General features: G+C 33.2%; 24 protein-coding genes. 3 read left to right on the forward strand and 21 right to left on the reverse strand.

The features are described from left to right. From ACI5KZ_RS11575 to ACI5KZ_RS11605, 7 genes are all read right to left on the reverse strand, one after another. Positions 1–756, reverse strand: coding sequence for an NYN domain-containing protein (locus ACI5KZ_RS11575; protein WP_109309771.1), 756 nt, complete (start codon positions 754–756; stop codon positions 1–3). Between the two features lie 57 nt (positions 757–813). Continuing rightward, positions 814–1110, reverse strand: a complete 297-nt coding sequence (locus tag ACI5KZ_RS11580; RefSeq protein ID WP_406847701.1) for a chaperone modulator CbpM — start codon at positions 1108–1110, stop codon at positions 814–816. Positions 1111–1112: 2 nt separating this feature from the next. Next, a complete protein-coding gene (locus tag ACI5KZ_RS11585) occupies positions 1113–2000 on the reverse strand; it encodes a DnaJ C-terminal domain-containing protein (RefSeq protein ID WP_406847702.1) in 888 nt (295 codons plus the stop codon). A 38-nt stretch (positions 2001–2038) separates the two neighbouring features. Beyond that, positions 2039–2494: a pyridoxamine 5'-phosphate oxidase family protein gene (locus tag ACI5KZ_RS11590; protein WP_406847703.1), complete on the reverse strand. Its 456-nt coding sequence runs from the start codon at positions 2492–2494 to the stop codon at positions 2039–2041. 82 nt (positions 2495–2576) lie between these two features. Further along, a complete protein-coding gene (locus ACI5KZ_RS11595) occupies positions 2577–3671 on the reverse strand; it encodes a metallophosphoesterase (RefSeq protein ID WP_406847704.1) in 1095 nt (364 codons plus the stop codon). Between the two features lie 304 nt (positions 3672–3975). Further along, complete coding sequence (locus ACI5KZ_RS11600) at positions 3976–4353, reverse strand: hypothetical protein (protein WP_109309766.1); 378 nt, start codon at positions 4351–4353, stop codon at positions 3976–3978. A gap of 118 nt (positions 4354–4471) precedes the next feature. Next, positions 4472–5662 carry a 3-deoxy-D-manno-octulosonic acid transferase gene (locus ACI5KZ_RS11605; RefSeq protein WP_406847705.1) on the reverse strand — a complete coding sequence of 397 codons (1191 nt, stop codon included), beginning with the start codon at positions 5660–5662 and terminating at the stop codon, positions 4472–4474. 127 nt (positions 5663–5789) lie between these two features. Here ACI5KZ_RS11605 and ACI5KZ_RS11610 point away from each other — a divergent pair, with 127 nt between their 5' ends. From ACI5KZ_RS11610 to ACI5KZ_RS11620, 3 genes are all read left to right on the forward strand, one after another. Next, the gene (locus tag ACI5KZ_RS11610; protein ID WP_109309764.1) at positions 5790–6923 is read left to right on the forward strand and encodes a DegT/DnrJ/EryC1/StrS aminotransferase family protein; all 1134 of its coding nucleotides are present in this window, start codon (positions 5790–5792) and stop codon (positions 6921–6923) included. Then, a complete protein-coding gene (gene galE, locus ACI5KZ_RS11615) occupies positions 6916–7938 on the forward strand; it encodes a UDP-glucose 4-epimerase GalE (protein WP_406847706.1) in 1023 nt (340 codons plus the stop codon). The genes ACI5KZ_RS11610 and galE overlap by 8 nt, the downstream gene beginning before the upstream one ends. A 169-nt stretch (positions 7939–8107) precedes the next feature. Continuing rightward, the gene (locus ACI5KZ_RS11620) at positions 8108–8299 is read left to right on the forward strand and encodes a hypothetical protein (protein ID WP_109309855.1); all 192 of its coding nucleotides are present in this window, start codon (positions 8108–8110) and stop codon (positions 8297–8299) included. Between the two features lie 32 nt (positions 8300–8331). Here the strand turns inward: ACI5KZ_RS11620 and lspA are convergent, their stop codons facing one another. From lspA to ACI5KZ_RS11690, 14 genes are all read right to left on the reverse strand, one after another. Further along, positions 8332–8829 carry a signal peptidase II gene (gene lspA / locus ACI5KZ_RS11625; RefSeq protein ID WP_406847707.1) on the reverse strand — a complete coding sequence of 166 codons (498 nt, stop codon included), beginning with the start codon at positions 8827–8829 and terminating at the stop codon, positions 8332–8334. After that, positions 8829–9722, reverse strand: coding sequence for an ACP S-malonyltransferase (gene fabD / locus ACI5KZ_RS11630; RefSeq protein WP_109309761.1), 894 nt, complete (start codon positions 9720–9722; stop codon positions 8829–8831). The genes lspA and fabD overlap by 1 nt, the downstream gene beginning before the upstream one ends. Before the next feature lie 165 nt (positions 9723–9887). Then, a complete protein-coding gene (locus tag ACI5KZ_RS11635) occupies positions 9888–11444 on the reverse strand; it encodes an NAD(P)/FAD-dependent oxidoreductase (RefSeq protein WP_406847708.1) in 1557 nt (518 codons plus the stop codon). Between the two features lie 120 nt (positions 11445–11564). After that, positions 11565–12845, reverse strand: coding sequence for a chloride channel protein (locus ACI5KZ_RS11640; protein WP_109309759.1), 1281 nt, complete (start codon positions 12843–12845; stop codon positions 11565–11567). A gap of 24 nt (positions 12846–12869) precedes the next feature. Then, the gene (locus tag ACI5KZ_RS11645) at positions 12870–13772 is read right to left on the reverse strand and encodes a dihydrofolate reductase (protein WP_109309758.1); all 903 of its coding nucleotides are present in this window, start codon (positions 13770–13772) and stop codon (positions 12870–12872) included. Positions 13773–13815: 43 nt separating this feature from the next. Then, the gene (locus ACI5KZ_RS11650; RefSeq protein WP_406847709.1) at positions 13816–14640 is read right to left on the reverse strand and encodes an energy transducer TonB; all 825 of its coding nucleotides are present in this window, start codon (positions 14638–14640) and stop codon (positions 13816–13818) included. Positions 14641–14813: 173 nt separating this feature from the next. Continuing rightward, on the reverse strand, positions 14814–17354 hold the full coding sequence (locus ACI5KZ_RS11655) for a M4 family metallopeptidase (RefSeq protein ID WP_406847710.1): 2541 nt from the start codon (positions 17352–17354) through the stop codon (positions 14814–14816). Positions 17355–17583: 229 nt separating this feature from the next. Continuing rightward, a complete protein-coding gene (locus tag ACI5KZ_RS11660; protein ID WP_406847711.1) occupies positions 17584–19722 on the reverse strand; it encodes a helix-turn-helix domain-containing protein in 2139 nt (712 codons plus the stop codon). A 98-nt stretch (positions 19723–19820) separates the two neighbouring features. Then, the gene (locus tag ACI5KZ_RS11665; RefSeq protein WP_406847712.1) at positions 19821–20645 is read right to left on the reverse strand and encodes a thymidylate synthase; all 825 of its coding nucleotides are present in this window, start codon (positions 20643–20645) and stop codon (positions 19821–19823) included. A 192-nt stretch (positions 20646–20837) separates the two neighbouring features. Further along, the gene (locus ACI5KZ_RS11670; protein WP_109309754.1) at positions 20838–22550 is read right to left on the reverse strand and encodes a NupC/NupG family nucleoside CNT transporter; all 1713 of its coding nucleotides are present in this window, start codon (positions 22548–22550) and stop codon (positions 20838–20840) included. Between the two features lie 17 nt (positions 22551–22567). After that, positions 22568–23182: a bifunctional nuclease family protein gene (locus tag ACI5KZ_RS11675; protein WP_109309753.1), complete on the reverse strand. Its 615-nt coding sequence runs from the start codon at positions 23180–23182 to the stop codon at positions 22568–22570. Positions 23183–23302: 120 nt separating this feature from the next. Beyond that, positions 23303–24262 (reverse strand): electron transfer flavoprotein subunit alpha/FixB family protein, encoded by a 960-nt coding sequence (locus ACI5KZ_RS11680; RefSeq protein WP_109309854.1) that lies wholly within the window; start codon positions 24260–24262, stop codon positions 23303–23305. 102 nt (positions 24263–24364) lie between these two features. Next, a complete protein-coding gene (locus ACI5KZ_RS11685; RefSeq protein WP_109309752.1) occupies positions 24365–25111 on the reverse strand; it encodes an electron transfer flavoprotein subunit beta/FixA family protein in 747 nt (248 codons plus the stop codon). 198 nt (positions 25112–25309) lie between these two features. Beyond that, a complete protein-coding gene (locus ACI5KZ_RS11690) occupies positions 25310–26446 on the reverse strand; it encodes a T9SS type A sorting domain-containing protein (protein ID WP_406847713.1) in 1137 nt (378 codons plus the stop codon). Between the last annotated feature and the right edge of the window lie 21 nt (positions 26447–26467).

The raw sequence follows: 26467 nt of genomic DNA on the forward strand, positions 1-26467 counted from the left end.
TTATTTTTTAGATCTTTTTTTGGACTTTTCTATGTTTTTCACATAAATTAATTTGTGCTTGCTTTTTGGTGTTTCTCTTTGTTCAATTTCAAAACTTTCAGTCGATTTAATCAAAGGAGTTAATTTTTCAAACCCATAGTTTCTAGAATCGAAATTGGGTTGTTTCTTTTGAAGTAAACTTCCAACATCTCCTAAAAACGCCCAGCCTTCCTCATCTGATAGATCGTCAATAGTTGTAGAGATAAGCTTGATTACTTGAGGTGTAATTTTATCGATGCTGTCTTTACTTTTATCTTTATTGCTAGTTTCGTCTTTCTTTTCAGATTGATTTCTTAATATTTCAACGTATATAAATTTATCGCATGCTACAATAAAAGGCGTTGGTGTCTTTTTTTCTCCAATACCAATTACTTGCATGCCAGCTTCTCTTAGTCTGGTTGCTAATCTTGTAAAATCACTATCGCTAGACACCAAACAAAAGCCGTTCACTTTATTGGAATATAGAATATCCATAGCGTCGATTATCATAGCAGAATCTGTGGCGTTTTTTCCAGTAGTATAAGCGTATTGTTGAATGGGAGTAATGGCATTTTGTAGCAAAAGATCTTTCCATTTAGAAAGATGAGGTTTGGTCCAATCTCCATAAATTCTTTTAATAGTTGGATTGCCATACTTTGCAATTTCTTCCATCATTTCTTTCACGTGAGCCGAAGGTATATTATCTCCATCTATAAGAACTGCTAGGTTTAAATTCATATTATTAATTGTGTTTTTTCAAGTTTTTTACAAGATATTGAATTAAAAGGAAGGATTTTATTCTCTTTCGTAAAAATCAATCTTATTATGTAGTTTCTTAATTTCCTCCTGCAAGGTTTCTACTTTATCCAATAAATTTGAAATAGCATGGATACCTTCCAGGTTAATATCCATTTCGAAATGAAACCTGATGAGTTTTTCAATATTTTTTATCTGTGTAACACTTACACTTTGGGTATTTTCAGTGGTTGTAATTTCAATTAATTCGTATTCGTATAAGGAGGCAATAAACGTTTCTGGAACCTTATATATTGAGCAAAAGTCTTGTATTGGTATTAAATTCTCTCTGTCCATGATCATCTTAATTTTGATAATTCGGTGAATAACTCTTTTTCCTTATCTGTCAAGTTTGTAGGTGTTTTTATGTTGAAAGTAATGTATAAGTCGCCAAACTGACCATCTTTTTTATACACAGGAAACCCTTTGTTTTTGAGTTTTATTTGAGTTCCGTTTTGGGTTTCTGGTTTTACTTTTAGTTTTACTTTTCCGTCAAAAGTATCAACGGTAACCTCTCCACCTAAAAGCGCATTGTATAAATCTAAATCTATAGTTGTATATAAGTTGTTTTTGTCTCTTTTAAAATGAGTGTTGTTTACAATATTGAATGTAATATATAAATCGCCATTTGGACCATTATTGATGCCTTTGCCACCATGACCAGTAATTTTAATGACTTGACCATTTTCGATACCTGCAGGAATGGTGATTCTAATATTTTTATTATTGACCGTTAAAGTGCGTTTATGGCTTGTGTAAACATCTTTTAAATTTAGTTGTAATTCAGCATTAAAATCCTGTCCTCGAAACATGGTATTACTACTTCTTTGTTTAGAAGATCCACCAAACATTGATTCGAAAAAATCTGAAAAATCACTTTCATTAAAGTTGCCAGAATATTGTTGTTGTCTATTGCCTTGATACTGTTGCTGCTGTTGTTTGGCTTTTTCAAACTCTTCAGCATGTTTCCAGTCTTTCCCGTGTTCATCGTATTTATTACGATTTTCCGGATGACTTAAAACCTCATTAGCTTCGTTAATTTCTTTGAATTTCTTCTCTGCTTCTTTATCGTTAGGATTTAGGTCCGGATGGTATTTCCTAGCTAATTTTCTATATGCTTTCTTTATGTCCTTTTCTGTGGCATTTTTAGGGATGCCTAATATTTTATAATAATCGATATATGGCATTTTTTTAAGATTTTTAATTTTAATAGAAACGAATGTATTTAATGCATTCTTTTTTTACCTGTTATATCTGTAATTTTAATTAAAAATACAAAAGGTGTTTCACCTTTGTAAATTTTACTTGAAAAATCGCTTATTTGATTTGGTTTTATATGTTCTTTCTCGATAATGACATCTTTTACGCCTAAAGAAAATTCATGAAGATAGGCTTTGGCTTCACTACCAAAATAAAGTTCAAAATGTCCATGAATTAAAACAGACTTCCAGTTGTTTACAGATGCTATTTCTGCTATCTGTATGGAGACTGTATTGTTTTTTCGCATGGCTTGAATTTTGTGTCCTTCGCCAGAATAGCAAATAATATGGTTGTTTTTTTTATCAAAATAGTAGGTAATTGGAACCACAAAAGGTTTGTTCTGGAAAATGTATCCTAAATGGCCTATGTAATTGTTTTCAAGGATAAAGTGGCATTCCTTGGTTTCTATATTTGTAATCATAACTATGTGTTTTTGCAACTAAATGTATATACGAACCTAATGCTTTTTAAACTTAAAGACTATGACATAAATCAGTAAACACTTAATCTTTTAGTAATTCAATGAATGTGATTTCAGGTCGCATGCCTAATCTTCCAGGAAATCCAAGCCACCCCAAACCTCTGTTTACATATAAACATTGCTGGTTTTCCTTATACAAACCAGCCCAATGTTTGTATTTGTATTTTATTGGACTCCATTCTTTATTTTTCAATTTAAAAGCAGCTTGCATGCCGTGTGTGTGTCCCGAAAGGGTTAAAGCGATGTTGGTTTGATCAATGACTTCTTCTGGCCAATGAGATGGATCGTGAGATAAGAGAATTTTAAAAGGAATGTCTTCAGTACCTTTTAATGCTATTTCTAAATCGCCATATTGCTTAAATGGTGGTTTTCCCCAGTTTTCAACACCTATTAGTGCTATTTTATCGTTTTCTTTTTCAATGATTTCAGATTCGTTAAGTAGCAGTTTAAAATCGTTTTCTTTATAAAACGTTTTGATGGCATTAAAATTTTCTTGTTTAGCTGTTTTAGAATCCCATTTGCAATAATCTCCATAATCATGATTCCCTAAAACAGCAAACTTGTTAATCTTAGGAGAGAAATTTCTAAAAGCTTTTCTCCAGCCACGTAATTCCCATGCAAAGTTATTAACTAAATCTCCTGTAAAGAAAAGCAAGTCTGGTTCTAATTGATTGATTTTATAAATGGCACGATCTAAAATATGAAACTGATGGTTGAAACTTCCTAAGTGTAAATCGGAAATTTGAACAATTTTCAAACCATGGAATACGTCTGGTAGTTGTTTGAATGACAGCTTTATATGGTGTACTTTAAAGTGATATCTAGCTTTAAAAATGCCATATACTATCACGAAAAAAGGAAGAAATCCAGCAAACAGCCCTATAAATGGAATGATTAATAGCGATGTTTTTTCTGAAATTATGTAATTGCTAAAAAAGAATACAGCCATAACAATGACAAAAATTATTTTTGGAATAAAAGATGAAATTGTTAAACCATATAAGGAAGAAATGAGTAACTGTTTTCTTCTAGGTTGTATGTGGTCCAGCCTGATTTTTAAAATAATAATAGCTGTTATTAATCCAATAGTAAAGAACCAGAATACGATATGAATCAAGTTTTTTAAGAAGGGAGAACTGATGAGATTCGTGATAGATTTTAGCCAATGGAAAGCAAGAAAATCTACGATAAATATGGCTAAACAGAGAAGTAAGATAGTGAAGAATGAATAACTTTTCATGGATTTTATTGCATTTCAAATTTTTGTAGTAATAAATTTGACTTTTTTAGATTAGTCAATTAAGATACGAATAGAACTGCAAAAGAAAAAGAAAGAATTTAATGTGTTAAGGACAAAAATAAACAAAAAAAGACCCTCAAGTTATTGAGGGTCTTTATTAATTTTCTTGAAGTATGTAATATTAGTTACCTCCTTTTACTGCGTTAGCAGCATCGTTAGCAGCTTTTTTAGTTGCATCAGCAGCATCATTAGCAGCTTTCTCAGTTGCATCAACAGCTTTGTCTACAGCATTACCAGCAGCATCAGTAGCATCGTTGATAGCATCGCCAGCAGCATCAGTAGCTTCGTCAATAGCGTCACCAGCATCTTCAGCAGTTTCTTCAACAGCATCCATTGCGTCATCAGCAGCTTCTTCAGTTGCATCAGCAGCATCTTCCATTGCGTCAGCAGCATTTTCCATTGCGTCTTCAGCAGTTTCAGCATTCTTAGTGTCTCTACAAGAAGTGAAAGTTAAACTTAAGCATAATAATAATACAGTACTTAATAATAATTTTTTCATTAGTTTAAAGTTTTAGTGTTATAAAATAATTCACGAATTTAATAACTTTATGCCAAACATTGTATAAGTTTATTAACATTTTTTAACATTATTTATTAATCTTCACAAATTAATCTTCTTATATACGTATGTAAGACATGATTTGGATTATTGCTCCTCGGTTATTTTTTATGTAATTTAAATTTTGCTTACCATTTTCAATTCTAATGTTTTTGTTATGAATCAGATTATCAAGATGTTGGTTGAGCTGGTTTTGAGTACTAACAGAAACCATTCCATGATTCTTAATCATAGTTTTTGCTTCAGGAAAATTGGTAAAGTGTTTGCCTATTATAATAGGAATTCCAAAAATGGCTGGTTCTAGAGTGTTGTGTAAACCAGTTTTACCTACTGCTCCACCTACATAAGCTATATCTGCATAGCTATAAACTTTAGAGAGAAGTCCAATGGTATCTAAAATGAGCACTTGACAAGTAGAAAGAGTGCTTTCGTTTTTTTCAGAAAAGAGCACTGTTTTTTTAGTAATAGCCTGTTTAAGCTTCAGTATTTGAGCTTTTTTTATATTGTGTGGTGCAATGATGAATTTTACGTGTTCTGTTTCAATAGCATTTATGTATTTTATTAAATATACTTCATCTTCCGGCCATGTGCTTCCCGCTACTACGCAAAGTTTGTTGTCTTTAAACTGTTTAATAAAATCTAATGAGTTGTCTTGTTCTAATTGATTATAAACACGATCGAACCTCGTGTCTCCAGACACAGTAACATGATTATAGTCAATACTCTCTAATAAGGTTTTTGAATCTACATCTTGAGTAAAAATATGTTCAAAAGCAAACAAGGCTTGTTTCATAAAACCGCTATATGACTTGAAGTATATTTGATTACCTCTAAACAAAGCTGAAATCAATATCGCTTTAAGCTGTCTTTTTTTTAATTCTATTAAAATATTTGGCCAAACATCATACTTTACAAATATGGTTAATTCTGGGTGTACTACATTTAAAAATCTTTTTGCATTAGATTTTGTATCAATTGGAAGATAGACAACTACATCAGCAATGTCTGTGTTTTTTCTAATTTCATAACCAGAGGGTGAAAAGAAGGTTAAAACAATCTTGTGGTTTGGATGGTTTTTTCGTAATTCCTTAAAAACTGGTAGTCCTTGTTCATATTCGCCTAAAGACGCACAATGAAACCAAAAGGTTTTATCTGTTTCTGAAATTCTTTTTGTTAAGATTTTGAAAGTTTCCTGTCTTCCTTTAACGCCAAGTTTTATTTTATGGTTGAAAATAGAAATAATTCTCAACGCTATTTGGGTTATGAAAATGCCTATATTATAAATTAGCTGCAATTTTAAATCTTTCCTGCTAAAATACACTTCTTTGATAAAATTTCATTGGTTAACGTTTACTAATTTCGTAATTTCGTACAGTATGAAAAAAATTCAAATGGTTGACCTTAAAGGTCAGTATAAAGGTATCAAAGATGCTGTTAACCCTGCCATTCAGGAAGTTATTGAGAACACATCTTTTATTAATGGACCAAAGGTTCATGAGTTTCAAAAAAATCTTGAAAACTACTTAGGTGTTAAACATGTTATTCCATGTGCTAATGGTACAGATGCTTTGCAAATAGCTATGATGGGATTGGGTTTAAAGCCAGGAGATGAGGTTATTACTGCAGACTTTACCTTCGCAGCAACTGTTGAAGTGATTGCTCTATTGCAATTAACACCTGTTTTGGTGGACGTAAATCCAGACGATTTTAACATAGATGTTGCAGCCATTAAAAAAGCCATAACACCAAAAACGAAGGCTATTGTTCCTGTTCATTTATTTGGTCAATGTGCCAACATGGAAGCGATTATGGAACTTGCCAAAGAGCATAATTTATATGTTATTGAAGATAATGCCCAGGCAATTGGCGCTACTTATACCTTTAAAAATGGTGAAAAAGCAAAAGCAGGAACTATAGGTCATGTGGCTTCAACTTCTTTCTTTCCTTCTAAAAACTTAGGTTGTTATGGAGATGGTGGTGCTATTTTTACTAACGATGATGATTTGGCTCATATGATTAGAGGTATTGTAAATCACGGTATGTACGAACGTTATCATCATGATGTGGTTGGTGTCAATTCGAGACTGGATTCTATTCAAGCGGCCGTTTTAGATGTTAAATTAAAATTTTTAGATAGTTATAATCAAGCTAGGAGAGAAGCAGCCAATAAATATAACGAAGCTTTTAAGAATATAGAAAAAATAACAACACCTTATGAGTATGGGACAACAGACAACCATGTGTATCACCAATATACACTTAAGTTAAATGGTGTTGATAGGGATGGACTTGTTAAGTTTTTAAATGAAAACAATATTCCATGTGGTGTTTATTATCCAATCCCACTTCACAAGCAAAAAGCATATCAAGACTCACGCTATAACGAAACAGATTTTGTAATCACAAATCAGTTAGTAAAAGATGTTATTTCTTTGCCAATGCATACAGAATTAGATAACGAACAAATCTCATTTATTTCAGAAAAAATCATTCAATTTATAAATGGCTAAAATTTTAGTTACTGGAGGTTTAGGTTTTATTGGGTCTCACACAGTTGTCGAGCTTCAGGGTAAAGGTTTTGAAGTCGTAATTATTGATAATTTATCTAATTCTTCTTTAGAAGTTATAGATGGTATTACTGCAATTACAGGTAAAAAGCCTGAATTTGTAAAGTTAGATTTAAAGGATAAAAATCTAGTTCAAAATTTCTTTAAAGAACACAATAATATTCAAGGTGTTATTCATTTTGCTGCAAGTAAGGCAGTTGGAGAAAGCGTTAGCGAACCCTTGTTTTATTATGAAAACAATATTAATTCTCTAGTTTATTTACTTCAAGAATATAGCAATTTAAATAGAAGTAATTTTATTTTCAGTTCATCTTGTACTGTATACGGAGAGCCTGATAAATTGCCAATAACTGAACAAGCCCCTATAAAATCAGCATTATCGCCTTATGGAAATACTAAGCAAATAGGAGAAGAGATTTTAAAAGATGTTTCCCATATTAATCCGAATTTTAATGTTGTGTCATTAAGATATTTCAATCCTATTGGAGCTCATGAATCTTATCATATTGGCGAATTACCACTTGGGATACCACAAAATTTAGTGCCATTTATTACACAAACGGCCATTGGGAAAAGACATCAGCTTTCAGTTTTTGGTAACGATTATCCAACTTCGGATGGGACTTGTATTAGAGATTATATTCATGTGGTAGATCTTGCCAAAGCACATGTAGTAGCTTTAGAGAGATTATTAGCTAATAAAAACAAAGAAACTTTTGAAGTATTTAATTTAGGGACAGGAACAGGGAGTTCTGTTTTGGAAGTGATTCATTCTTTTGAACGAGTTTCTGGTGAAAAACTAAACTTTAAGTTTTCTGAAAGAAGATCAGGAGATGTAATTTCAGTATATGCAGATACAAAAAAAGCAAATGAGGAACTTGGTTGGAAAGCCAAATTATCACTTGATGATGCTATGCGTTCTGCATGGAAATGGGAACAAAAACTTTCAAAACTCTAAAATTTAAGAATATTCATACAAAAGGCCTAGATGCTGACAATCTGTTAATGATATGTCCTATCTGTTGAAGAATCCAAAATAATATATTGATTAACAAGGTTTTAGTATTGGTTCTTTGGTGTTTCGTATGGATTTTTGTAAATTTGTACCCTAAATGATAACGGAAAACATGAAATTGATTACAGTACAAAGAGAAACAAAAGAAGAGAAAAGGTACACACCTAAAATGGGAGAGCTACTTACAAAAGTGACTTATATTAAGAAAGCTTTTTTAAGTATTCCAATTAAAACAATTCACAAATATCGAGAAACTTACTATGGTGAAGTTAAAGATTGTGAAGCATGCAAATTAACAAGATAAAAAATATAAGCCTCTTTTTAAGAGGCTTTTTTTTATGCGTTTTTTGTTTCTTTTTGGTTTTTGAAACCTGCAAACAAAAGTAGTCCAAGTCCCAGCATAACCGACATGTCGGCTAGATTAAAAATACCAGTTCTAAAGACTCCGCCTAAATCAATATGGAAAAAATCTGTAACAGATCCATAGACTATCCTGTCGTAAACATTAGCAACTCCTCCACCAATAATGCAGCAGAAACCTATTAAAGATAATCTGTCTAGCTCTTTGTTTTTAATAATATGAACGGTTACATAGCCTAAAACAAGAATTGGTAGAATTAATAGGAAAATGAGTCTTAATGTGGGATTTAAATCGCTTCCCATTCCAAGAAAAGCTCCAGAGTTCTCCACATTATGCAAAGTGAAAAAATCTCCAATGATAGGTGTTTCGCTTCCTGGTGCTACATAAAGTCGCGTCAATATTTTTGTAATTTGATCTAAAGCAATATTAAGGACTATAAGAAGAACAATAAAAGTGTTGCGTGATATTTTCATTAAGCTTCTTTTGTATATGCAGCAGATGCTGTTTGGGCTTCTCTATTAATTTTCTTTACCAAACCTTGTAACACATTTCCGGGTCCCACTTCAGTAAATAACGTAGCACCATCAGTAATCATTTGTTGTACAGATTGCGTCCATTTTACAGGAGCTGTTAATTGTGAAATCAAGTTGGTCTTTATTTCAACCGCATCATGAACGGCAGCGGCAGTCACGTTTTGGTAAATAGGGCAATTAGGTTTATTGAAAAATGTATTCTCAATAGCTGCAGCCAATTCTTCACGTGCAGGTTCCATTAAAGGGGAGTGAAAAGCACCACCAACTGGTAATACTAAAGCACGTCTAGCTCCTTCTTCTTTTAAACTTACGCAAGCTCTATCTATGGCATCCACTTCACCTGAAATAACAAGTTGCCCAGGACAGTTATAATTTGCAGGAACAACAATACCTTCAGTAGTTGCACATATTTTTTCAACAATATCATCGTCTAAACCTAAAACGGCAGCCATAGTGCTTGGTTGTAATTCGCAAGCTTTTTGCATGGCAATAGCTCGTTGAGAAACTAATTTTAAACCATCTTCAAAGGTTAATGTGCCATTTGCAACTAAGGCAGAAAACTCACCAAGTGAATGCCCTGCTACCATGTCTGGTTTAAAACTGTCTCCTAAAATTTTAGCTAAAATAACTGAGTGTAGAAAGATGGCAGGCTGTGTCACTTTTGTTTCTTTTAGATCTTCTGCAGATCCTTGAAACATGACATCTGTTATTGAAAAGCCTAAAATATCATTGGCCTGTTCAAATAATTCTTGTGCTAAAGTCGAGCCTTCATATAGGTCTAAGCCCATTCCTGAAAATTGTGCTCCTTGTCCAGGGAATATATATGCATTCATATGTTTCTAGTTTTAATTGCTGCAAAAATAGGAATTTATTATTAGTTTTCAGTCTCAGTTAACGGTATTCAGAGGATACTAAATTAATGATTGAAAAATTTTTAAAGGATTAAAAATAGGTCTTTGTTCTTGGTTCTAAAAGCGTAGCGATCTTGGTTCTATTTATTATAACCCAACAATTGCAGCCTCAGCACACCGTTCGCCGTCCATAGCTGCTGAAACAATACCACCAGCATAGCCACCACCTTCACCACAAGGAAATAAACCTTCAATTTCTGGATGCTCTAGTTGTTCATTTCTAGGAATACTTACTGGAGATGAGGTTCTACTTTCAACACCAACAATATTGGCTTCATCAGTATAATAGCCTTTCATTTTATTGCCAAAAGCTTTAAAGCCTTGACGTAAATTTCCTCCAATAAGTTTTGGTAAAAGTGAATGCAATGGTGCCGATTTTAATCCTGGTTGGTAAGATGTTGGATTTAAATCTACTGATAACCTACCTTCTACAAAGTCAGTTAAACGTTGTGCTGGAGCAGCTTGAGTTCTTCCTCCAGCTGTAAATGCCAAACGCTCTAAATCTTTTTGATACTCTAAGCCTTTTAGTACACCAAAGTGTTCGTATTTAGGAAAATCTCTCTCCACATTTAACTCAACGACTATTCCTGAATTTGCAAATTGGTTATTTCGTCTGGATGGAGACATTCCGTTTACAACGACCTCACCATTGTCTGTAGCAGCTGGTACAATAAAGCCTCCAGGACACATGCAAAAGGAATAGACACCTCTATTATTTATTTGTTGTACCAAACTATAAGAAGCAGCAGGAAGTAGTTCGTCTCTTTGTCCAGAACAATGATATTGAATAGAATCGATAATATGTTGTGGGTGTTCCACACGTACTCCCATGGCAAAAGATTTCGCTTCTAAAGCTATTTTCTTTTTATGCAACATGTAAAAAATATCTCTTGCCGAATGTCCTGTTGCTAGGATGACACGATTGGCAGGCAATTCTTCACCATTCAATAAATGAATGGCTTGTATTTTATGATTCTTTATTTTAAAATCGGTTACACGAGCTTCAAAATGAACTTCGCCACCATATTTTAAAATGGTTTCACGAATATTTGTCACCACTTTTGGGAGTTTATTAGTACCAATATGCGGATGAGCATCTACCAAAATTTGGTCTGTGGCTCCGTGAAATACTAGATTTTCAAAAATCCTTCGAACATCACCACGTTTTAAACTTCGTGTGTATAGTTTTCCATCGCTATAGGTTCCTGCACCACCTTCACCAAAGCAATAGTTAGAGTCTTCGTTTACAAAGTGGTCTTGATTAATGGCTTTTAAATCGCGACGTCTATCTTGAACATTTTTACCACGTTCCAAAACTATTGGTTTGAAGCCTAATTCAATACAACGCAATGCTGCATACATACCTGCTGGACCAAAACCTATAATATGAATGGCTTTGGCCTTAGAAACATCTTTATAATCGAAAGTGTATTCAGAAGTTTCTGGAACGGGTTCGTTTATGTAAACAGCAACTTTATAGTTTAAAATTATTTTAGGTTTACGAGCGTCGATAGACTTTCGAAGTACTTTGATACCAGAAATTTGATCTCTGGACATGCCTAAGTTTTCAGCAGATTTAATTAAAAGAATATTTGGAATTTCTTCTTCTTTTAAACTTATGCGTAACTGAAGGTCTTTTATCATGTGGCAAAATTAGGAAAAAATAGGAGATGCTTGTTACGTTCTTCTAAGTTGTTTAGTTGTAATTGCTTTAATTTGGAATACATCAATATTAATCTCTGTGAAACCTTAACTAAACAATCACTAAATCATTTTTTTCTCACTCTTCAACTGTGCCGAAATAAAAGGAATTTTTGGTGCTAAAAAATACCCTGTTAAACTCGCAAACAGTATAGGGATAAAATATGAAAATCCAGTTAGGGTTGCCAGCAAGATGGTGGTGCTCATTGGCGTTCGGGTAACACAGGCATTTATTGCAGCCATACAACTTACAATGGTAAGTGATAAATTTATGGAAGGAATAAAATGATGAATTATTAATCCTAAGGTAGCACCTGTAAAAAATAATGGAATTATAAATCCGCCTCGCCATCCTGAAGTAACAGTAATAGAAATGGCTATTATTTTTAAAAATAAGATAGCAATTAACATTTGGATTGAGAACTCGCTAGATAAAAGCGTGGACAGTTCGTAATGACTAAAGTATCTAGTAATTGGTACATAAAACACGATTACTCCAAGTAAAACTCCTCCAATGAACGTTTTTATATAAATTGGAACATGTAACTTTTTAAAAAGGTTTTTAAAAAATTTGGTGCAAAAAATAAAAAACCAACCAAAACAAGTTGCTATTATTGCAAAAAACACAGCATATAAAAAATCAAATTTATCTAGCATTTCATAGCTTGGTAAAATCCAAAGTGCACCAAGATCTAATTGTGTTATTAGTGCGAAAATGACATAGCTAAAACAGCTGGCAACAAATGCTGGCATAATAGCTTTGTAATATTCAACAGCATGCTCATGATGTAAAATTTCTAAAGCAAATAAACTTCCTCCTAATGGTGCACCAAACATTGCCGTAAAACCAGATGCCATACCAGCAATACTCATAGAGCGTAAATCTTCACCTTTCAATCTAAACAGTTTCCCTAACCAAGTTCCTGAAGAACCTATTACTTGAACCAATGGTGCTTCTGGACCTAAACTTCCTCCTGAACCAATACAAAGTAAAGAGGATAATAGCATGGATGGATTGTTTTTAGGGTCTAATTTCCCTTTATTAAAACGAATGTTGTTTACAATTAATTGAATTTCTCCTGGATCTCCAATAAAGTGAATTATTAACCCAGCAAATAAACCACAAATAGCCATAGTTGGAATAACTAACCAGCCTTGAAAATAACCTAGTTGATGTGTTATAAACTCTAAGGTTATCCAATATAATCCTGCTATTAGTCCACCAAACAAACCTAATAATGCCCATAATAAAAACTTTCTGCTAAACACAAAAGGATTAAATTGAATGGGTTGATCTAAAAGATTGAGGTAAGTAACTAATTGCCTTTTTCGTTTTAGTTTCACTTTTTGGTTGTTTATAAATGAAATTTACCCTCTTATGTAAGTTAAAAACGAAAAAGCATGTTGGTGTTTTTCATCTTTAGGATGATTAGTATTGTTAACTTCTTTCCAAATCGCTGTATCAATTTTAGGAAAAAAGGTGTCTGCATCAAACGTTTCATGAACTCTAGTAAGCTCTATTTTATTAGCATAAGCCATGGCTTGTTTATAGATTTCGCCACCACCAATTACAAAAGGTTGTTTGTCTGATTTGGCAGCATCGAAAGCATCTTCCAGATTATTAACCACGATGACACCAGAAGGAACTTGGTAATTTGCTTGCCTAGAAATTACGATATGTGTTCTGTTTGGTAGAGGTTTTGGAAAACTCTCAAAAGTTTTTCTCCCCATAATAATATGATGTCCATTGGTAAGTGCTTTGAAACGTTTAAGGTCATCACTTAAATGCCAAATTAATTGGTTGTCTTTTCCAATTTCATCATTTTCTCCAGCAGCAACTATTAAGGTTACTTCAGATTTTTTAGAACTTGGTAACGGTATTTTTTTTTCAGTGGGAAGAGGATTATTTTTTTCGACTTGTTGCTGTAATTTAGCGATTCGTTCTTTTTGAAGTGCAACTAATTTTGTAAGCTGTTCTTGTTCCCAAGCGTCGCCTAAAAATTTATTCGTAAAATAGACACTGAATGCATGGTATAGTAAAATTAAAAACCAGATAAGTATGGCATACACGAACCAGTTAATGCCAAATAAATTAACCATGACGCCCACATCAAAAACAAGACTGGCAACAATCATGGCAACGGAGCCAATTAAAAACAGGACAAAATGAATGTATAAGCTTCTTTTCTGCTTGATGCGTTTTTGAGCTGTTTTAATTAATTCTAACTGCTCTTTATCTATTTGTGGCGTCTCTTTTTTCTTTCCAAACATCATTTGAATAGTTTATGTAAATTTAGTACTTTTCTTGATACACTTAGAAATAGATGGTCATTAAAATTTCCATTTTAGTATCAACAGGTTTGCCGTATTTATAACCTGGCTCTTTTAATTTCGGCATCCTTCTAAGGACATTAATGGCTTCAGCTGCCATCTCTTTTTTGTGGGCTTTAGCCGTAATATTTTCTGTTTTTCCTTTTTTGTTTATTGTGAAATTTACTAAAAATTGTGTGGATTTATCCAAAGGAAAAAGTTTGTCGGCTAAATCGTAATTGATACTTACTTTTATATAGTCCTTTATTTTATTTGTGGTACATTCTTTTTGAGCTTCGAAACTTAATGTTTCATCACAACTTCTATAGACTGGAAATTTTTCGCCTTTTGCTGGTTTCGGGTTGCTTACTTGAAATTTAATTGGTAAAGAATAAGGAACGATTACAGGTTCGTCTTTAAAATAACCTGGTTTTAGATTTGGTATTAAATTCACCACACGAATAGCTTCTGCTTCAAGTTCAGGATATTCGGTTTTTGCTACTATATCTACTACTTGACCTTCTTGGTTTATATTGAAGGTTACTTGAATATTTATATTGCTTTGGTCTGGTAAACCTAAATTATTAGCAATAGTTGAATCAAAATTTTTACTGATTAATGCACTCACTTTTTCACCAAAACACGCCATTAAAGCTTGACTTCCCATGTTTTCGTCGCAACCTTTGTAAACGGGAACTTGTTCAATGATATTGAATGGGACAGGTTCTGTAATTTCATTTTTGTCATTAACTTTTAATTCTATGGTATTTTCTTGAGCAAAAGTTAATATGCTAGTTGCAAGAAAAAATAATAGTAGGTACTGTTTCATGACTGGGGTTTTTAATTAAATAATTACAACTCATTCATTTTGTTGATTAAAATCTGCCAACATCTAAAACAAGTATGTCTGCAAGCTACTAATGTGATTTTTATTAAGCAAACAAAAAAAGTGCTTTCTTTAATTGAAAGCACTTTTAAATTTAATAAAAATTGTAATACTTATTATTTTTTAACCAATTTCACAACATGTTTTGAGTTGTTAGTGCGAATGCTCATAAAATACATGCCAGAAGCCACCGCAGATAAATCTATGGTTCTATTATCTGACATGTTTTTGAGATCGATGGTCTTTATTATACGTCCATTAATATCGTAAATATTTGCGTTTAATAAATCTAAACGATTTGTTTTTTGCAAGGTGAAAATCCCGTTGGAAGGGTTTGGATATACTTTAATGGTATTTTCTAAAGTAAATTCTTCTGTAGATAATAAGCCACAATTGTAAATCATAACTTCGTCAAGAACCCAACCAATATCGCCAAAACAAGCATCTGTTCCAATTTCAAATCTAAATTGAACGGTTGAGTTTTCTACAACACCTAAGGACATTAAATCTATAATACTAGTGCCCCAAATGAATTCATTTGTTCCTATATCAGTACCCGTAAAAGCTGGTTCCCCTGATAAGGGATTATCACTATTCCATAAACTAGTATCATTATATCCATTCTCAATAAAGGCACCTATGGGTAATAAAGTCCATGCACCACTATTGAGGCTATATTTTAAATTAGCACCATCCCATTCTGATTCAATAAAGATTGAATGATTAAATGCCATTTCAAAAGTAGCATCTGGATTATCTGGCATAGTAATTTCAGGACTTGTTAAACGAATAATGCCATTTTGTAAATTTAAAATACATTCTTGTGAAATATTAGGAGCTGGGCCAAAAGCAATATTTCCCTCTCTATTATATTCAGGGCCATTAGATATTTGCCAGTCTCTTGCAACCCAAGTTGCTGGATTTGAAGGTACTTGTTCAAGTGTCCAGTTTTCCATCCCAGCTTCCCAATCTTCAAAGAAGATAGGGTTATTGGTTGCAACTTCACATAATTCATTTTCTAAGGGAGGCAAAATTGGTATAACATCTGGACAACCTGGATCAGTCCTTAATTCTACAGCCAATATAACATTGGCAACTTGAATACAATCGTTTGTGGTAATAATTTCACCTGATGGTCCAGTAGCACTTTCTGTAGATAAGCCTTCTAAATTGATGCCTAATAAATCGGTACAAGCTGCCTCTAAAGCATCGGCTAATGACACAAAATCGCTAGCTGCAGTTAAATATTGACTTTGTGCTCTCCAAAAGATATGAGCCGCTTTAGTAAGGCCAATACCTGTTATGGTTTGACCATTATAAGTGCCACCATCAACCAATAGAGCATATGCATGATTAGGTACGCCTGAATTGAAATGCACACCACCAAAATCTCCTGTTGAGCACCAATACTGAGTATCGGTAACTTTTCCTGGGTCGCCTTTACAAGTTGGATCCCACAAATCACGTAAGCCATTCCACACTGTGTCTTCTCCATTTATCCAACGGTCGGAACTATTACATCCTGTTCTCAAGGACAAATCTTCACCATCATCTTCGTAATTATTTATTAAATCAATGGTTTCTCCCCAAATATCAGAATACGACTCGTTGATAGCTCCAGACTGCCACGCATAAATTAAACCAGATGTGTATTCAGTATAAGCATGTCCCCATTCATGGCCTAATATGTCATCTGAAGCTGTTCCATCACAAAAGTTAATGGTAGTTCCATTCCAATTAGCATTAGGGCAATTAATAGTTGGGTCGTTATTTATTACTCTCATTTGTGCATCTGCATTATCGTAAGATACATGTCCAAAAGTATTATTAAAGAAATTATATACATGCCCAGTAACCACTACCTCATTTTGTTGCCAAATGCTTAATGGTCCTGGAAAGGCATCACCTTCTTGCCATACAATATTTGAAGTATTGCCTTCATATATAACACGATCAAGCGCATGTGCGATTCCTGTAAATTGTTCAATGATGTCTCCAGTATGCGCATCTACAAAAACAAACTCTCTCACATCGGTGTCATTAGCTGCTTCCATTCTATAAACTAAATAATTAGCACCACGATAACCTTGTACCAACCCTTTTTGAAATATGTAAAGGGCACTTTCTTTTATTTGTAATGGTTTTCCAGAAAAATTAAGATCTTGATTATTCACTGTTTCTATAGCGATGTTAGAAGCTTGTTCGATACTTAAACTAGGAACTTGATTTACTTTAATATTAGGAATATAGTTGCCATTTATAGCAGTCAATTTTTCATCTGCATTAAAATGAAACTTCAGTTTCCCATCGTAGATGGGAACACCATGATGGGTTTGTAGTAATGTGACATGTTTAAAACCATATTGGTCGGTTTTAATGGTATCGAGTATGAAAGCGTTTTCAACAGTTTTTAAATTGAAAATGCCTTTGTTCGTTTCTAAAAAGGTCATGGCTTTCTGGTAAATAGAATTGCCTTCTAATTCTAATGGATCGTTATTTGGAAACTTCACAAATTCTGCAATTCCAAAGGTTTGGTTTAATGTAATTGTTGCATCTGTTTTAGATGTAAGGTCGTCAATAGATTTTTGAATGTTTTGAGCAAATGATGCTAAGCTTATTAGCAAAATAGCTACTACGGTAATCGTAATTTTTTTCATGATACTTGGTTTTAATAGATTAATAGCTGTTGACATGATGTCAATTTTTCTATTATTAAAGTACAGAAACCATTAGGTTAAGCCTTCTAGAAAACAGGCAATTCCTTTCATATTTTCAGCAAAACGTTTAAATTTTTGAGCATAGGCATCGTTTGTATGTCAATGCTGGCTTGAAGTAGTAATAAATAATGATAATTTTAAAAGAGGTTAAGTGTTAGAATAATAGAAACTAATCATTAAGAACAGGTAAATAATTTTTTCTTAAAAAGGCTTTATAACGCGCTTCGTTTCTATAGGGGTCAACGTCCTTATTGCTATTGAGCATTAAGATTTCATAATTAATTAGCATTTGTTCTAAATAGTAATACATAGAATCTCTGTCCTTTAGGGCTGCATGTATATTTGCCTTATGTCTATACCAATCTGCTATCCCTCCAGTTCCCCATGGATACACCTTATTCATACTATCCACTTTTTTTCTATTTCCCATTTGTGCATAAGTATAGGTATGCCTTAAATAGTGATTTGTATATAGACTATCTTTTAAAACCTCTAGCGCTGCAGAATAATTTTTCTGGCTGTAATTATAAAACCATAATTGATTCAATAGGGTTCTTTTACTTACAGTCGATTTATACGTATTCGTTTGCATTTGGCTATGAGCTTCTTTAAATTCCTCGTATTTTATTAATAAATCTACATATTGAGCTACAAGAGTTGAATCTAAGGCATAAGCTTGTTTCGCATATTTGATGGCATTTATTTTGTCATTTAGAATTTCATCATAATCCTGTGCGAGACCTAAGTGGTAAATAGCGTTTTCCGGATGTGCTTCAATTTTAGATTTACTTATGGGGATCACAGAGGTCCAATCTTTATTTTTAAGAGCTGTTACTTCATTTAAATAGAGATGAATTTTGTATTCATCTATTAAAAACGTAACTTTTTCTAGATGTGTTTGGGCTTCTTCAAGTAGTTTGTTTTTAATTAGGCCTTCTAACAAATTTAGACTTGCGACTGCTGATAAAGGATCTAATTGATAGGCAATCCTTAAAGCTTTAAGTGCTTTTTTTAAATCACGGTTATTTAAGGGGCCTAAGACGAAATAAATTGCTATTCCAGTTTGAGTACGGGGATTGTTGGGATTTATAGAAATAGCTTCATCTAAATAAATTTTTGTTTGATCCCAATCTGAATACATAGAAAGCATTGCTTTAGTTAGCCAAGCAACATCGTTTTTAGTGTCTAGTTGTAACGCTTTGTCTATATAATAGCGACTCTTCTCTCTAAAATCAACTATATCCACAGTTTCAAAATGGCGATGGGATAATGCATGATATGCATAACCAACATTTGAAAAGGCCTGTGAAAAATTAGAATCTAAAACAATTGCTTTTTTGTTCATTTCTATTCTCAATTCAAAATCTTTTTTTTCAATGCCATTTATATTTAGCCCTTTTAAATAAAAGGAGTAAGCTTCCATATTATCAGTTGGATACTTTTTTAAAATGGTCTCTTCTTCAGGATTTAGGGTATTTTTTAATTGTTTCATCACCTCTAGAGCCACATTGTTTTGAATAGAAATGATATCATTAAAACTCTCATTATACTCCTTGGACCAAACGTGCTTGTCATTTGAATCTATAAGTTGTGCAATGATTTTTATGTTTCCTTCATGCAATACCACGCTACCCTCTAAAATATAAGAGACTCCTAATTCTTTAGCGATCTCAGGAATTTGTTTGTCAGAACCTCTATAGGTTGATGATGAGGTAAAAGAGGTGACTGTTAAATCGTTCATTTGTGCCAAAGAATGTAAAATATTATCTGAAACGCCATCGCAAAACCATTGGTTGTTCTCTGGACTCAAGTCTTTAAAAGGTAAAACAGCAATAGAATTTGATAAAGAAGAGTTTTTGGGAAATGACTTATTAATAATAAAATAGCCGAAAATAGCTACTAGAATAGCAACTAAAGTATAAAGAATTGGTTTTTTTGAGTTTATTCCATACGCTTTAATTGGTGTAACTTTATCTAGAGCACCAATAGTTTTATCAGGTTGGGTTTTATATTCGCCTGGAGCAACACCAAAATGCTTGCTAAATGTCGTGTTGAAATAGGAAGGACTTCTAAAGCCTACTTTATATGAGATTTCGGCAATGGTGTCATCGGTGTTTTTAATTAATCTGGCAGCTTCTTCTAATCTAAATTCTCTAATATATTGATTGACAGATTTACCAGTGGCTGCTTTTACTTTACGAAGCGTTTGAGAGTTACTCAGCCCTAATTGAGACGCTAAGTCATTAACTCCAAATTTTTCGTCAGAAATGTGTTCTTGGACAATGGTATTTATTTGGTCTAAGAACATGTGCCCATTTTCATATTAATTGGTCGATATTCTTAAAGATAAGAATTTTATTACAGTTACATGTAGATAATTAATAATTAGAAAAAAAGGAGATTAAATTAAACAGCAACAACGCCTTTAATATGTGGATGTGGATGGTAGTCTACCAACGTGAAATCTTCAAATTTAAAATCGAAAATGTCTTTAACATCCGGGTTAATTAGCATTTTTGGAAGGGGTTTTGGGTCTCTTGAAAGTTGTAATTTTAACTGTTCTTTGTGGTTGTTATAAATATGTGCATCTCCAAAGGTATGGATAAACTCTCCTGCTTCATACCCACAAACTTGAGCCATCATCATGGTGAAAAGGGCATAAGAACCAATATTAAAAGGCACGCCTAAAAAAATGTCTGCACTACGTTGGTAGAGTTGACAAGACAATTTACCATCAGCAACATAAAATTGAAAAAACGCATGACAAGGAGGAAGCGCTGCTTTGCCATTAGCAACATTTTCGCTAAAACTCTTTGACGTATCTGGTAATACCGACGGATTCCAAGCAGAAACCAACATACGTCTGCTATTTGGATTTTTCTTTAAAGTATCTATTATATCTTGTATTTGGTCAATCTCGTCGCTATTCCAATTTCGCCATTGATGTCCATAAACAGGGCCTAAATCGCCATTCTCGTCGGCCCATTCATTCCAGATTCGAACGCCATTTTCCGTTAAATAGTTAATATTCGTGTCGCCTTTTAAAAACCAAAGTAATTCGTAAACAATAGATTTTAAATGAAGTTTTTTGGTGGTAACCATGGGGAAACCTTTGCTTAAATCAAAACGCATTTGATAGCCAAAAACACTTTTAGTTCCTGTACCTGTTCTATCTCCTTTTTCATTTCCGTTCTCTAAAACGTGGCTAACTAAATCTAAATATTGTTTCATGTTTATTTTTCGCGAAAGCGAAAATTTCTTTTTAATTATACAAAAGATGCTGAAATAAATTCAGCATGACGCTAAAAGCTAAAATAAAAAAAAGCTTCAACTCTAATAAATTGAAGCTCTTATTTATATTAAAAGTTATTAACTAATTATTTTGCGTACAAATAGTGTAAATTTATCTGTGGTGATTCCTCATTAGCCGATAATCATTCCAGCAATAGTTGCTGAAATTAAAGAAGCTATGGTTCCACCAATTAAAGCTTTCATTCCAAATTCTGACAACACTTTACGTTGTCCGGGAGCTAAAGACCCAATACCACCAATTTGTATTCCAATAGAAGCAAAGTTGGCAAAACCACAAAGCATGTAAGTTGCCATTATGATGGATTTATTATAATTTAAATGTACCTCATTAGCGACATTTTTTAAATCGGCCAATTGGATATATCCAACAAATTCACTAGCTACAAGTTTAATGCCTAACAATTGTCCCATCATCATGATGTCTTCATTTGCAACACCAATAAGCCACATTAATGGCGCAAAAATAGTTCCTAATAGAGCTTCTAATGAAAGGGCAGGATAAGGTGTGTTTGCAGCCATCCAGGTGTTGATGGTAGAAAAATCGCCAATCCAACCTAGAATACCATTTATCATGGCAATAAATGCTACAAAAACTAAAAGCATGGCTCCAACATTTACAGCCAATCTTAAGCCTTCGGTCGTTCCGTTGGCAATAGCGTCTAGTATGTTAGATCCTATTTTTTCAGAAGACACTTCTACTTCAGAATTAATTTCTTCAGTTTGAGGATATAATATTTTTGAAATGACAATGGCGCCTGGTGCAGCCATGACAGAAGCCGCTAATAAATGTTTAGCATAAATCAGTCTCAATGCGGGGTCGTCACCACCTAAAAACCCAATATAGGCTGCTAGAACAGCTCCAGCAACGGTTGCCATGCCTCCAATCATGACTAGTAGCATTTCACTTTTAGTCATTTTTTCTAAATACGCTTTTATTAAAAGAGGCGCTTCCGTTTGTCCTAAAAAGATATTTCCAGCGACGCTTAAACTTTCTGCTCCAGATATTTTTAAGAGTTTGGTTAGGAGCATAGCCATTAGTTTTACAACTCTTTGTATGATGCCCATGTAAAATAATACAGACGTTAGCGCTGAAAAGAATATTATGGTAGGTAAAACTTGAAAAGCAAATATAAACCCAAAGGTGTCCATATCTACCACTAAGCCTTCAAATAGAAATTTACTTCCTGCTCTGGTGAAATCTAAAATACTGATAAAAACTTGTCCAACAGATTCGAAAGCACTTTGAATAAATGGAACTTTTAAAACGCCAATAGCTATTATTAATTGAAAAATTAAACCAATTCCAACCGTTTTCCAGTTAATGGCTTTTTTGTTTGAACTGAATAAAAAAGCGATAAATATTAATGAAACCATCCCTAAAAGCCCTCTCCAAAGACTATTGAAAGAGAAGCCTTCACTAGGTTTTATAGGGCTATCTGTACTAATTGTTATGGCTTCATTTAACGATGTTTTAGCACTTGAAAAATAATATGTATTCTCATTTTCTTTAACCACTAATGTGGAATCTGTAAGTTCGTTAATTCGGTATCTTTTTACAGAATCAAAAGGTTTGTTATAGTAAAAAACCAAGAGATTATTTTGGTGAATATAATCGCCAGATGCATGGAGCGAATCTTTGCTTACCGAAAATTTAAAAACACCTTGATAAAGCTCTAAGTCGTCGGTATTTTTATTAACTTTTAATTGGTTACCAGCTTGATCTTGAATGTTTTCAAGTTGCCATTTTTTTTCTAGTTCTTGAGATTGTAAGGTTGAAGTAATTCCTAAAAAAATAGCTATAAATGCTAGTAAAAATTGTTTCATTTGTAAAGTTGGGTTAGTTATCGCTTAGAAATTTCATCACGAATTTTTGCTGCTTTTTCGTAATCTTCATTAGCTACAGCTTCATCTAGAAGGGTGTGCAATTCGTCTAGAGTTCTGGTTGAATAAATATCTTTTACAGATGCAGATTCTAATTCTTCTGCTATAAAATCGTCCACCAAAATACTATCTTCTTGACTTTCGTCTTCATCTTTCGGATTTACTTTCAAATAAATTCCGGCTTTGTCTAAGATGTTTTTATATGTAAAAATAGGAGCGTTAAAACGAAGTGCTAAAGCAATAGCATCGCTAGTTCTGGCGTCTATTATTTCTTCAATTTTATCTCTTTCGCAAATTAAGCTTGAATAAAATACGCCATCTACTAATTTGTGAATAATGACTTGTTTTACAACAATATCGAAACGGTCGGCAAAATTTTTAAATAAATCGTGAGTTAGAGGTCTTGGAGGTCTAATCTCTTTTTCAAGAGCGATAGCTATAGATTGTGCTTCGAAAGCTCCAATAACAATAGGTAATTTCCGGTCGCCATCTACTTCGTTTAAAATGAGTGCATAAGCACCATTTTGGGTTTGACTGTAAGAAATTCCTTTTATATTTAGTCGTACTAAACTCATATGATTTTAAAAAACAAAGAACTGTTTAAATTAGGACTTTACCAAACCGAATGAAACAGATTTAGGATAATACACTAATTTAAACAGCCCTTTTGTAAAACACAATTTAAAAAAAAATAGTTATTGTTGTGCTTTAAATTCCTTTAATTTTTCGATTAATTTTGGAACCACTTCAAAAGCGTCTCCAACAATTCCATAATCTGCAGCTTTAAAGAAAGGTGCTTCTGGGTCTGTATTGATAACGACTTTAACTTTACTAGAATTTATTCCAGCAAGATGCTGAATAGCTCCAGAAATACCTATGGCAATATATAAGTTTGCAGCTACTGGTTTTCCTGTTTGTCCAACGTGTTCGCTATGTGGTCTCCAACCTAAATCACTCACAGGTTTAGAGCAAGCTGTTGCTGCACCTAAGACATCTGCTAGTTCTTCAATCATTCCCCAGTTTTCAGGGCCTTTTAGACCACGTCCACCTGATACAACAATTTCGGCATCTGCTATCGTTACTTGTCCAGTAACTTTATCGACAGATTCTACTTTAACACCTAATTCTGGAATGGCAGGCGAAAAATCTTCAGCTGTGGCACTCCCAGAGTTTTCCTTTACTCCAAAAGCGTTTTTTGAGACTCCTACAATCTTGACATCTGTATTGATAGCTGTCATATTAAAAGCTTTATTGGTAAAAGCTGTACGTTTTACTGTAAATGGTGATGTGCTTGAAGGAGCTTCAACCACGTTCGATGCATAACCTGCATCTAGTTTGATAGCTAAAAGAGGTGCTAAATATTTGCTGTCTGCACTTGAGCTTACAACAATAACTTTGGTGCCTTCATTTTTAGCAGCATCTGCAATAGCACTAGCATAACCACTGGCATTAAAAGTTTCTAATTGTGAGTTGTTTACTTTTAAAACCTTGTCCACACCATAATTTCCTAAAACGGATGTGTCGTCTGCATTAAAAGTAATGGCTGTAACAGTAGTTCCCATTTGATCTGCAACGGTTTTTGCATAGGAAGCAACTTCTAAAGCTGTTTTTTTAAAGGTTCCTTTATCGGATTCTGTATATACTAAAACTGACATAATTTTTTGTTTTGTCATCCTGAACTTAATTCAGGATCTCATTAATATTTTTGTAAGCTTGAAAAATACCCCAAATCTAGTTTGGGATGATTTAGTCTATTGCTAAATCACCTTAGCTTCGTTATGAAGTAAGTTTACTAATTCTTCTACATTATCTGGATCAATTAACTTGATAGCGCCTTTTGGTGCAGGTTTTTCAAATTTCACAGATGCTGTCTCTGTATTTGCGTCTACAGGTTCAACCACTTTTAATGGTTTTTGGCGAGCCATCATAATTCCTCTCATGTTTGGAATACGTAAATCACTTTCTTCAACCAAACCTTTTTGTCCACCTATAACTAGTGGTAGAGATGTAGAAACAGTTTCTTTTCCACCATCAATTTCTCTTACTGCTTTGGCATTTGTTCCATCTACTTCTAAACTAATACAGTTAGTAACATAATTGGCATTTAATAAACCAGCTAACATGCCTGGAACCATGCCTCCATTATAATCAATAGATTCACGACCAGCAATCACTAAATCGTAACCACCATCTTGAACTACTTTTGCTAATTGTTGTGCTACAGCAAAACCATCTGTTGCTGCTGTATTAACTCTAATAGCTCCATCTGCACCAATGGCTAAAGCTTTACGTAAAGTTGGTTCAGTTTCTGGACCACCCACATTTACAACATCGACACTTGCTCCTTGTTTTTCTTTAAACCACATGGCACGAGTTAAACCAAATTCATCATTCGGGTTGATTACAAATTGCACTCCTGTAGTGTCAAATTTGGTATCTCCTTCAGTAAAATTAATTTTTGAAGTCGTATCAGGTACATGACTAATACATACTAATATTTTCATTTTTTGAATAATTTATATGTTTATAATATTGTTTTTTTCAGTTGGAATAATAAAAACATCAGGCAGAAAATAACGCACTGAATACAGCCAACAGAAATGAGGCTACGAAGTTACTTATTTTATTCAAAATATTTACTATGCATGCATAATAAATTTTTAATTTTATGAATATTTTTTTAAAAACATATTTAGATCAAGTTATCTTTTTACAAATTTGATGACTCTTGTTGCATTTGTATCAGTAGAAGTGATATTTAAAAAGTACAAGCCAGAGGATAAAGCGTCAATTTTCAAAGTATTATTTACAAAAAATTTCTGTTTTTTTATAACTTGACCAGAAATTGAAATTAACTCTACTTGGTATTGTTTGTTGTCTAATTTCGAAACTTGTAAATACGGATTGCCTTCTTTTTCGAAGATTTTAATTTGGGCTAATTTGTGTTCTTCAACCGAAATCAGATTCGCTTCTGTAAATTCAATAGCATCATAACCAAAAAAAGCATTAACTCTACTAAATCTTATATTGTTAGTTTCTGAGTCTATTTCTACCCTTATATTATCATAATTATAAAAATTATCACAAGAAATACCTAAAATTGAAAATAAGGTGTTTTCGACTTGATAACAAGGTTGCGTATATTCTGATGGAGTAGCAGTCCAATCTGTTACTTCCCATAGGTTTAAAGTATTATTAAGCGGATAACTGCTTCCAGGATAACCACCTTTTAAGCCAATAGAAAATGTGTTGCCACAACTAGATGGATTATTGCTTACTGCATAAATAATATCACTACTCATATCATAATTAAAGGAGACTTGCAGTTCGAAATCTTCTGGAACATCTATTAAAGGACAATCGTAGGTATAAGTGCAAATATCAATGTCAGAGGTGTTTACATATTTAATCAGGTCAAATGTTTTACCCTCAAGTGCAGTTATAATATTAGTGTCAATGGGTGTATTTGTTGGTAAACTAGAAACATAATTTTCTGAATATATAATTCTTAAAATACTCTCAGGGACATCCGTTAAAAGATCATCATTTAGATTATTTGAATTATGAAATATGGTGAAAGTTCTTAAAGCATTAGAAGAGTTTCCTGGATATGTTTTTACAAAATTATAGATGGTGTAATTAGAGAAAATGTCGGTAATATAAGGTTGTGTAAACGTTAAGGTAAAAGTGCCATCGCCATTTTCTGAAGCCGTAGGAATATTGTCAAGATCATCAAAAAAGACTATTAATTCTAGAGTAGGACACAATATATTCTCTTGGGCAAAAGTGGAACTATAAAAGAACAAAGAGAAAAAAATAACAAAGTAGTTTTTGAGCATGATTTAATATTTTGATTCTTA

This window comes from Xanthomarina sp. GH4-25 (assembly GCF_045363175.1).
Taxonomy (GTDB): domain Bacteria; phylum Bacteroidota; class Bacteroidia; order Flavobacteriales; family Flavobacteriaceae; genus Xanthomarina.

What these genes read in the sequence shown, in the direction of transcription:
- ACI5KZ_RS11655 (WP_406847710.1), bottom strand. Translation starts at nt 17,354, where the DNA reads ATGAAAAAAATTACGATTACCGTAGTAGCTATTTTGCTAATAAGCTTA.
- ACI5KZ_RS11580 (WP_406847701.1), bottom strand. Translation starts at nt 1,110, where the DNA reads ATGGACAGAGAGAATTTAATACCAATACAAGACTTTTGCTCAATATAT.
- fabD (WP_109309761.1), bottom strand. Translation starts at nt 9,722, where the DNA reads ATGAATGCATATATATTCCCTGGACAAGGAGCACAATTTTCAGGAATG.
- ACI5KZ_RS11685 (WP_109309752.1), bottom strand. Translation starts at nt 25,111, where the DNA reads ATGAAAATATTAGTATGTATTAGTCATGTACCTGATACGACTTCAAAA.
- ACI5KZ_RS11670 (WP_109309754.1), bottom strand. Translation starts at nt 22,550, where the DNA reads ATGAAACAATTTTTACTAGCATTTATAGCTATTTTTTTAGGAATTACT.
- ACI5KZ_RS11690 (WP_406847713.1), bottom strand. Translation starts at nt 26,446, where the DNA reads ATGCTCAAAAACTACTTTGTTATTTTTTTCTCTTTGTTCTTTTATAGT.
- ACI5KZ_RS11650 (WP_406847709.1), bottom strand. Translation starts at nt 14,640, where the DNA reads ATGAAACAGTACCTACTATTATTTTTTCTTGCAACTAGCATATTAACT.
- ACI5KZ_RS11610 (WP_109309764.1), top strand. Translation starts at nt 5,790, where the DNA reads ATGAAAAAAATTCAAATGGTTGACCTTAAAGGTCAGTATAAAGGTATC.
- lspA (WP_406847707.1), bottom strand. Translation starts at nt 8,829, where the DNA reads ATGAAAATATCACGCAACACTTTTATTGTTCTTCTTATAGTCCTTAAT.
- ACI5KZ_RS11590 (WP_406847703.1), bottom strand. Translation starts at nt 2,494, where the DNA reads ATGATTACAAATATAGAAACCAAGGAATGCCACTTTATCCTTGAAAAC.
- ACI5KZ_RS11660 (WP_406847711.1), bottom strand. Translation starts at nt 19,722, where the DNA reads ATGTTCTTAGACCAAATAAATACCATTGTCCAAGAACACATTTCTGAC.
- ACI5KZ_RS11680 (WP_109309854.1), bottom strand. Translation starts at nt 24,262, where the DNA reads ATGTCAGTTTTAGTATATACAGAATCCGATAAAGGAACCTTTAAAAAA.
- ACI5KZ_RS11600 (WP_109309766.1), bottom strand. Translation starts at nt 4,353, where the DNA reads ATGAAAAAATTATTATTAAGTACTGTATTATTATTATGCTTAAGTTTA.
- ACI5KZ_RS11645 (WP_109309758.1), bottom strand. Translation starts at nt 13,772, where the DNA reads ATGTTTGGAAAGAAAAAAGAGACGCCACAAATAGATAAAGAGCAGTTA.
- ACI5KZ_RS11635 (WP_406847708.1), bottom strand. Translation starts at nt 11,444, where the DNA reads ATGATAAAAGACCTTCAGTTACGCATAAGTTTAAAAGAAGAAGAAATT.
- ACI5KZ_RS11665 (WP_406847712.1), bottom strand. Translation starts at nt 20,645, where the DNA reads ATGAAACAATATTTAGATTTAGTTAGCCACGTTTTAGAGAACGGAAAT.
- ACI5KZ_RS11675 (WP_109309753.1), bottom strand. Translation starts at nt 23,182, where the DNA reads ATGAGTTTAGTACGACTAAATATAAAAGGAATTTCTTACAGTCAAACC.
- galE (WP_406847706.1), top strand. Translation starts at nt 6,916, where the DNA reads ATGGCTAAAATTTTAGTTACTGGAGGTTTAGGTTTTATTGGGTCTCAC.
- ACI5KZ_RS11620 (WP_109309855.1), top strand. Translation starts at nt 8,108, where the DNA reads ATGAAATTGATTACAGTACAAAGAGAAACAAAAGAAGAGAAAAGGTAC.
- ACI5KZ_RS11575 (WP_109309771.1), bottom strand. Translation starts at nt 756, where the DNA reads ATGAATTTAAACCTAGCAGTTCTTATAGATGGAGATAATATACCTTCG.
- ACI5KZ_RS11585 (WP_406847702.1), bottom strand. Translation starts at nt 2,000, where the DNA reads ATGCCATATATCGATTATTATAAAATATTAGGCATCCCTAAAAATGCC.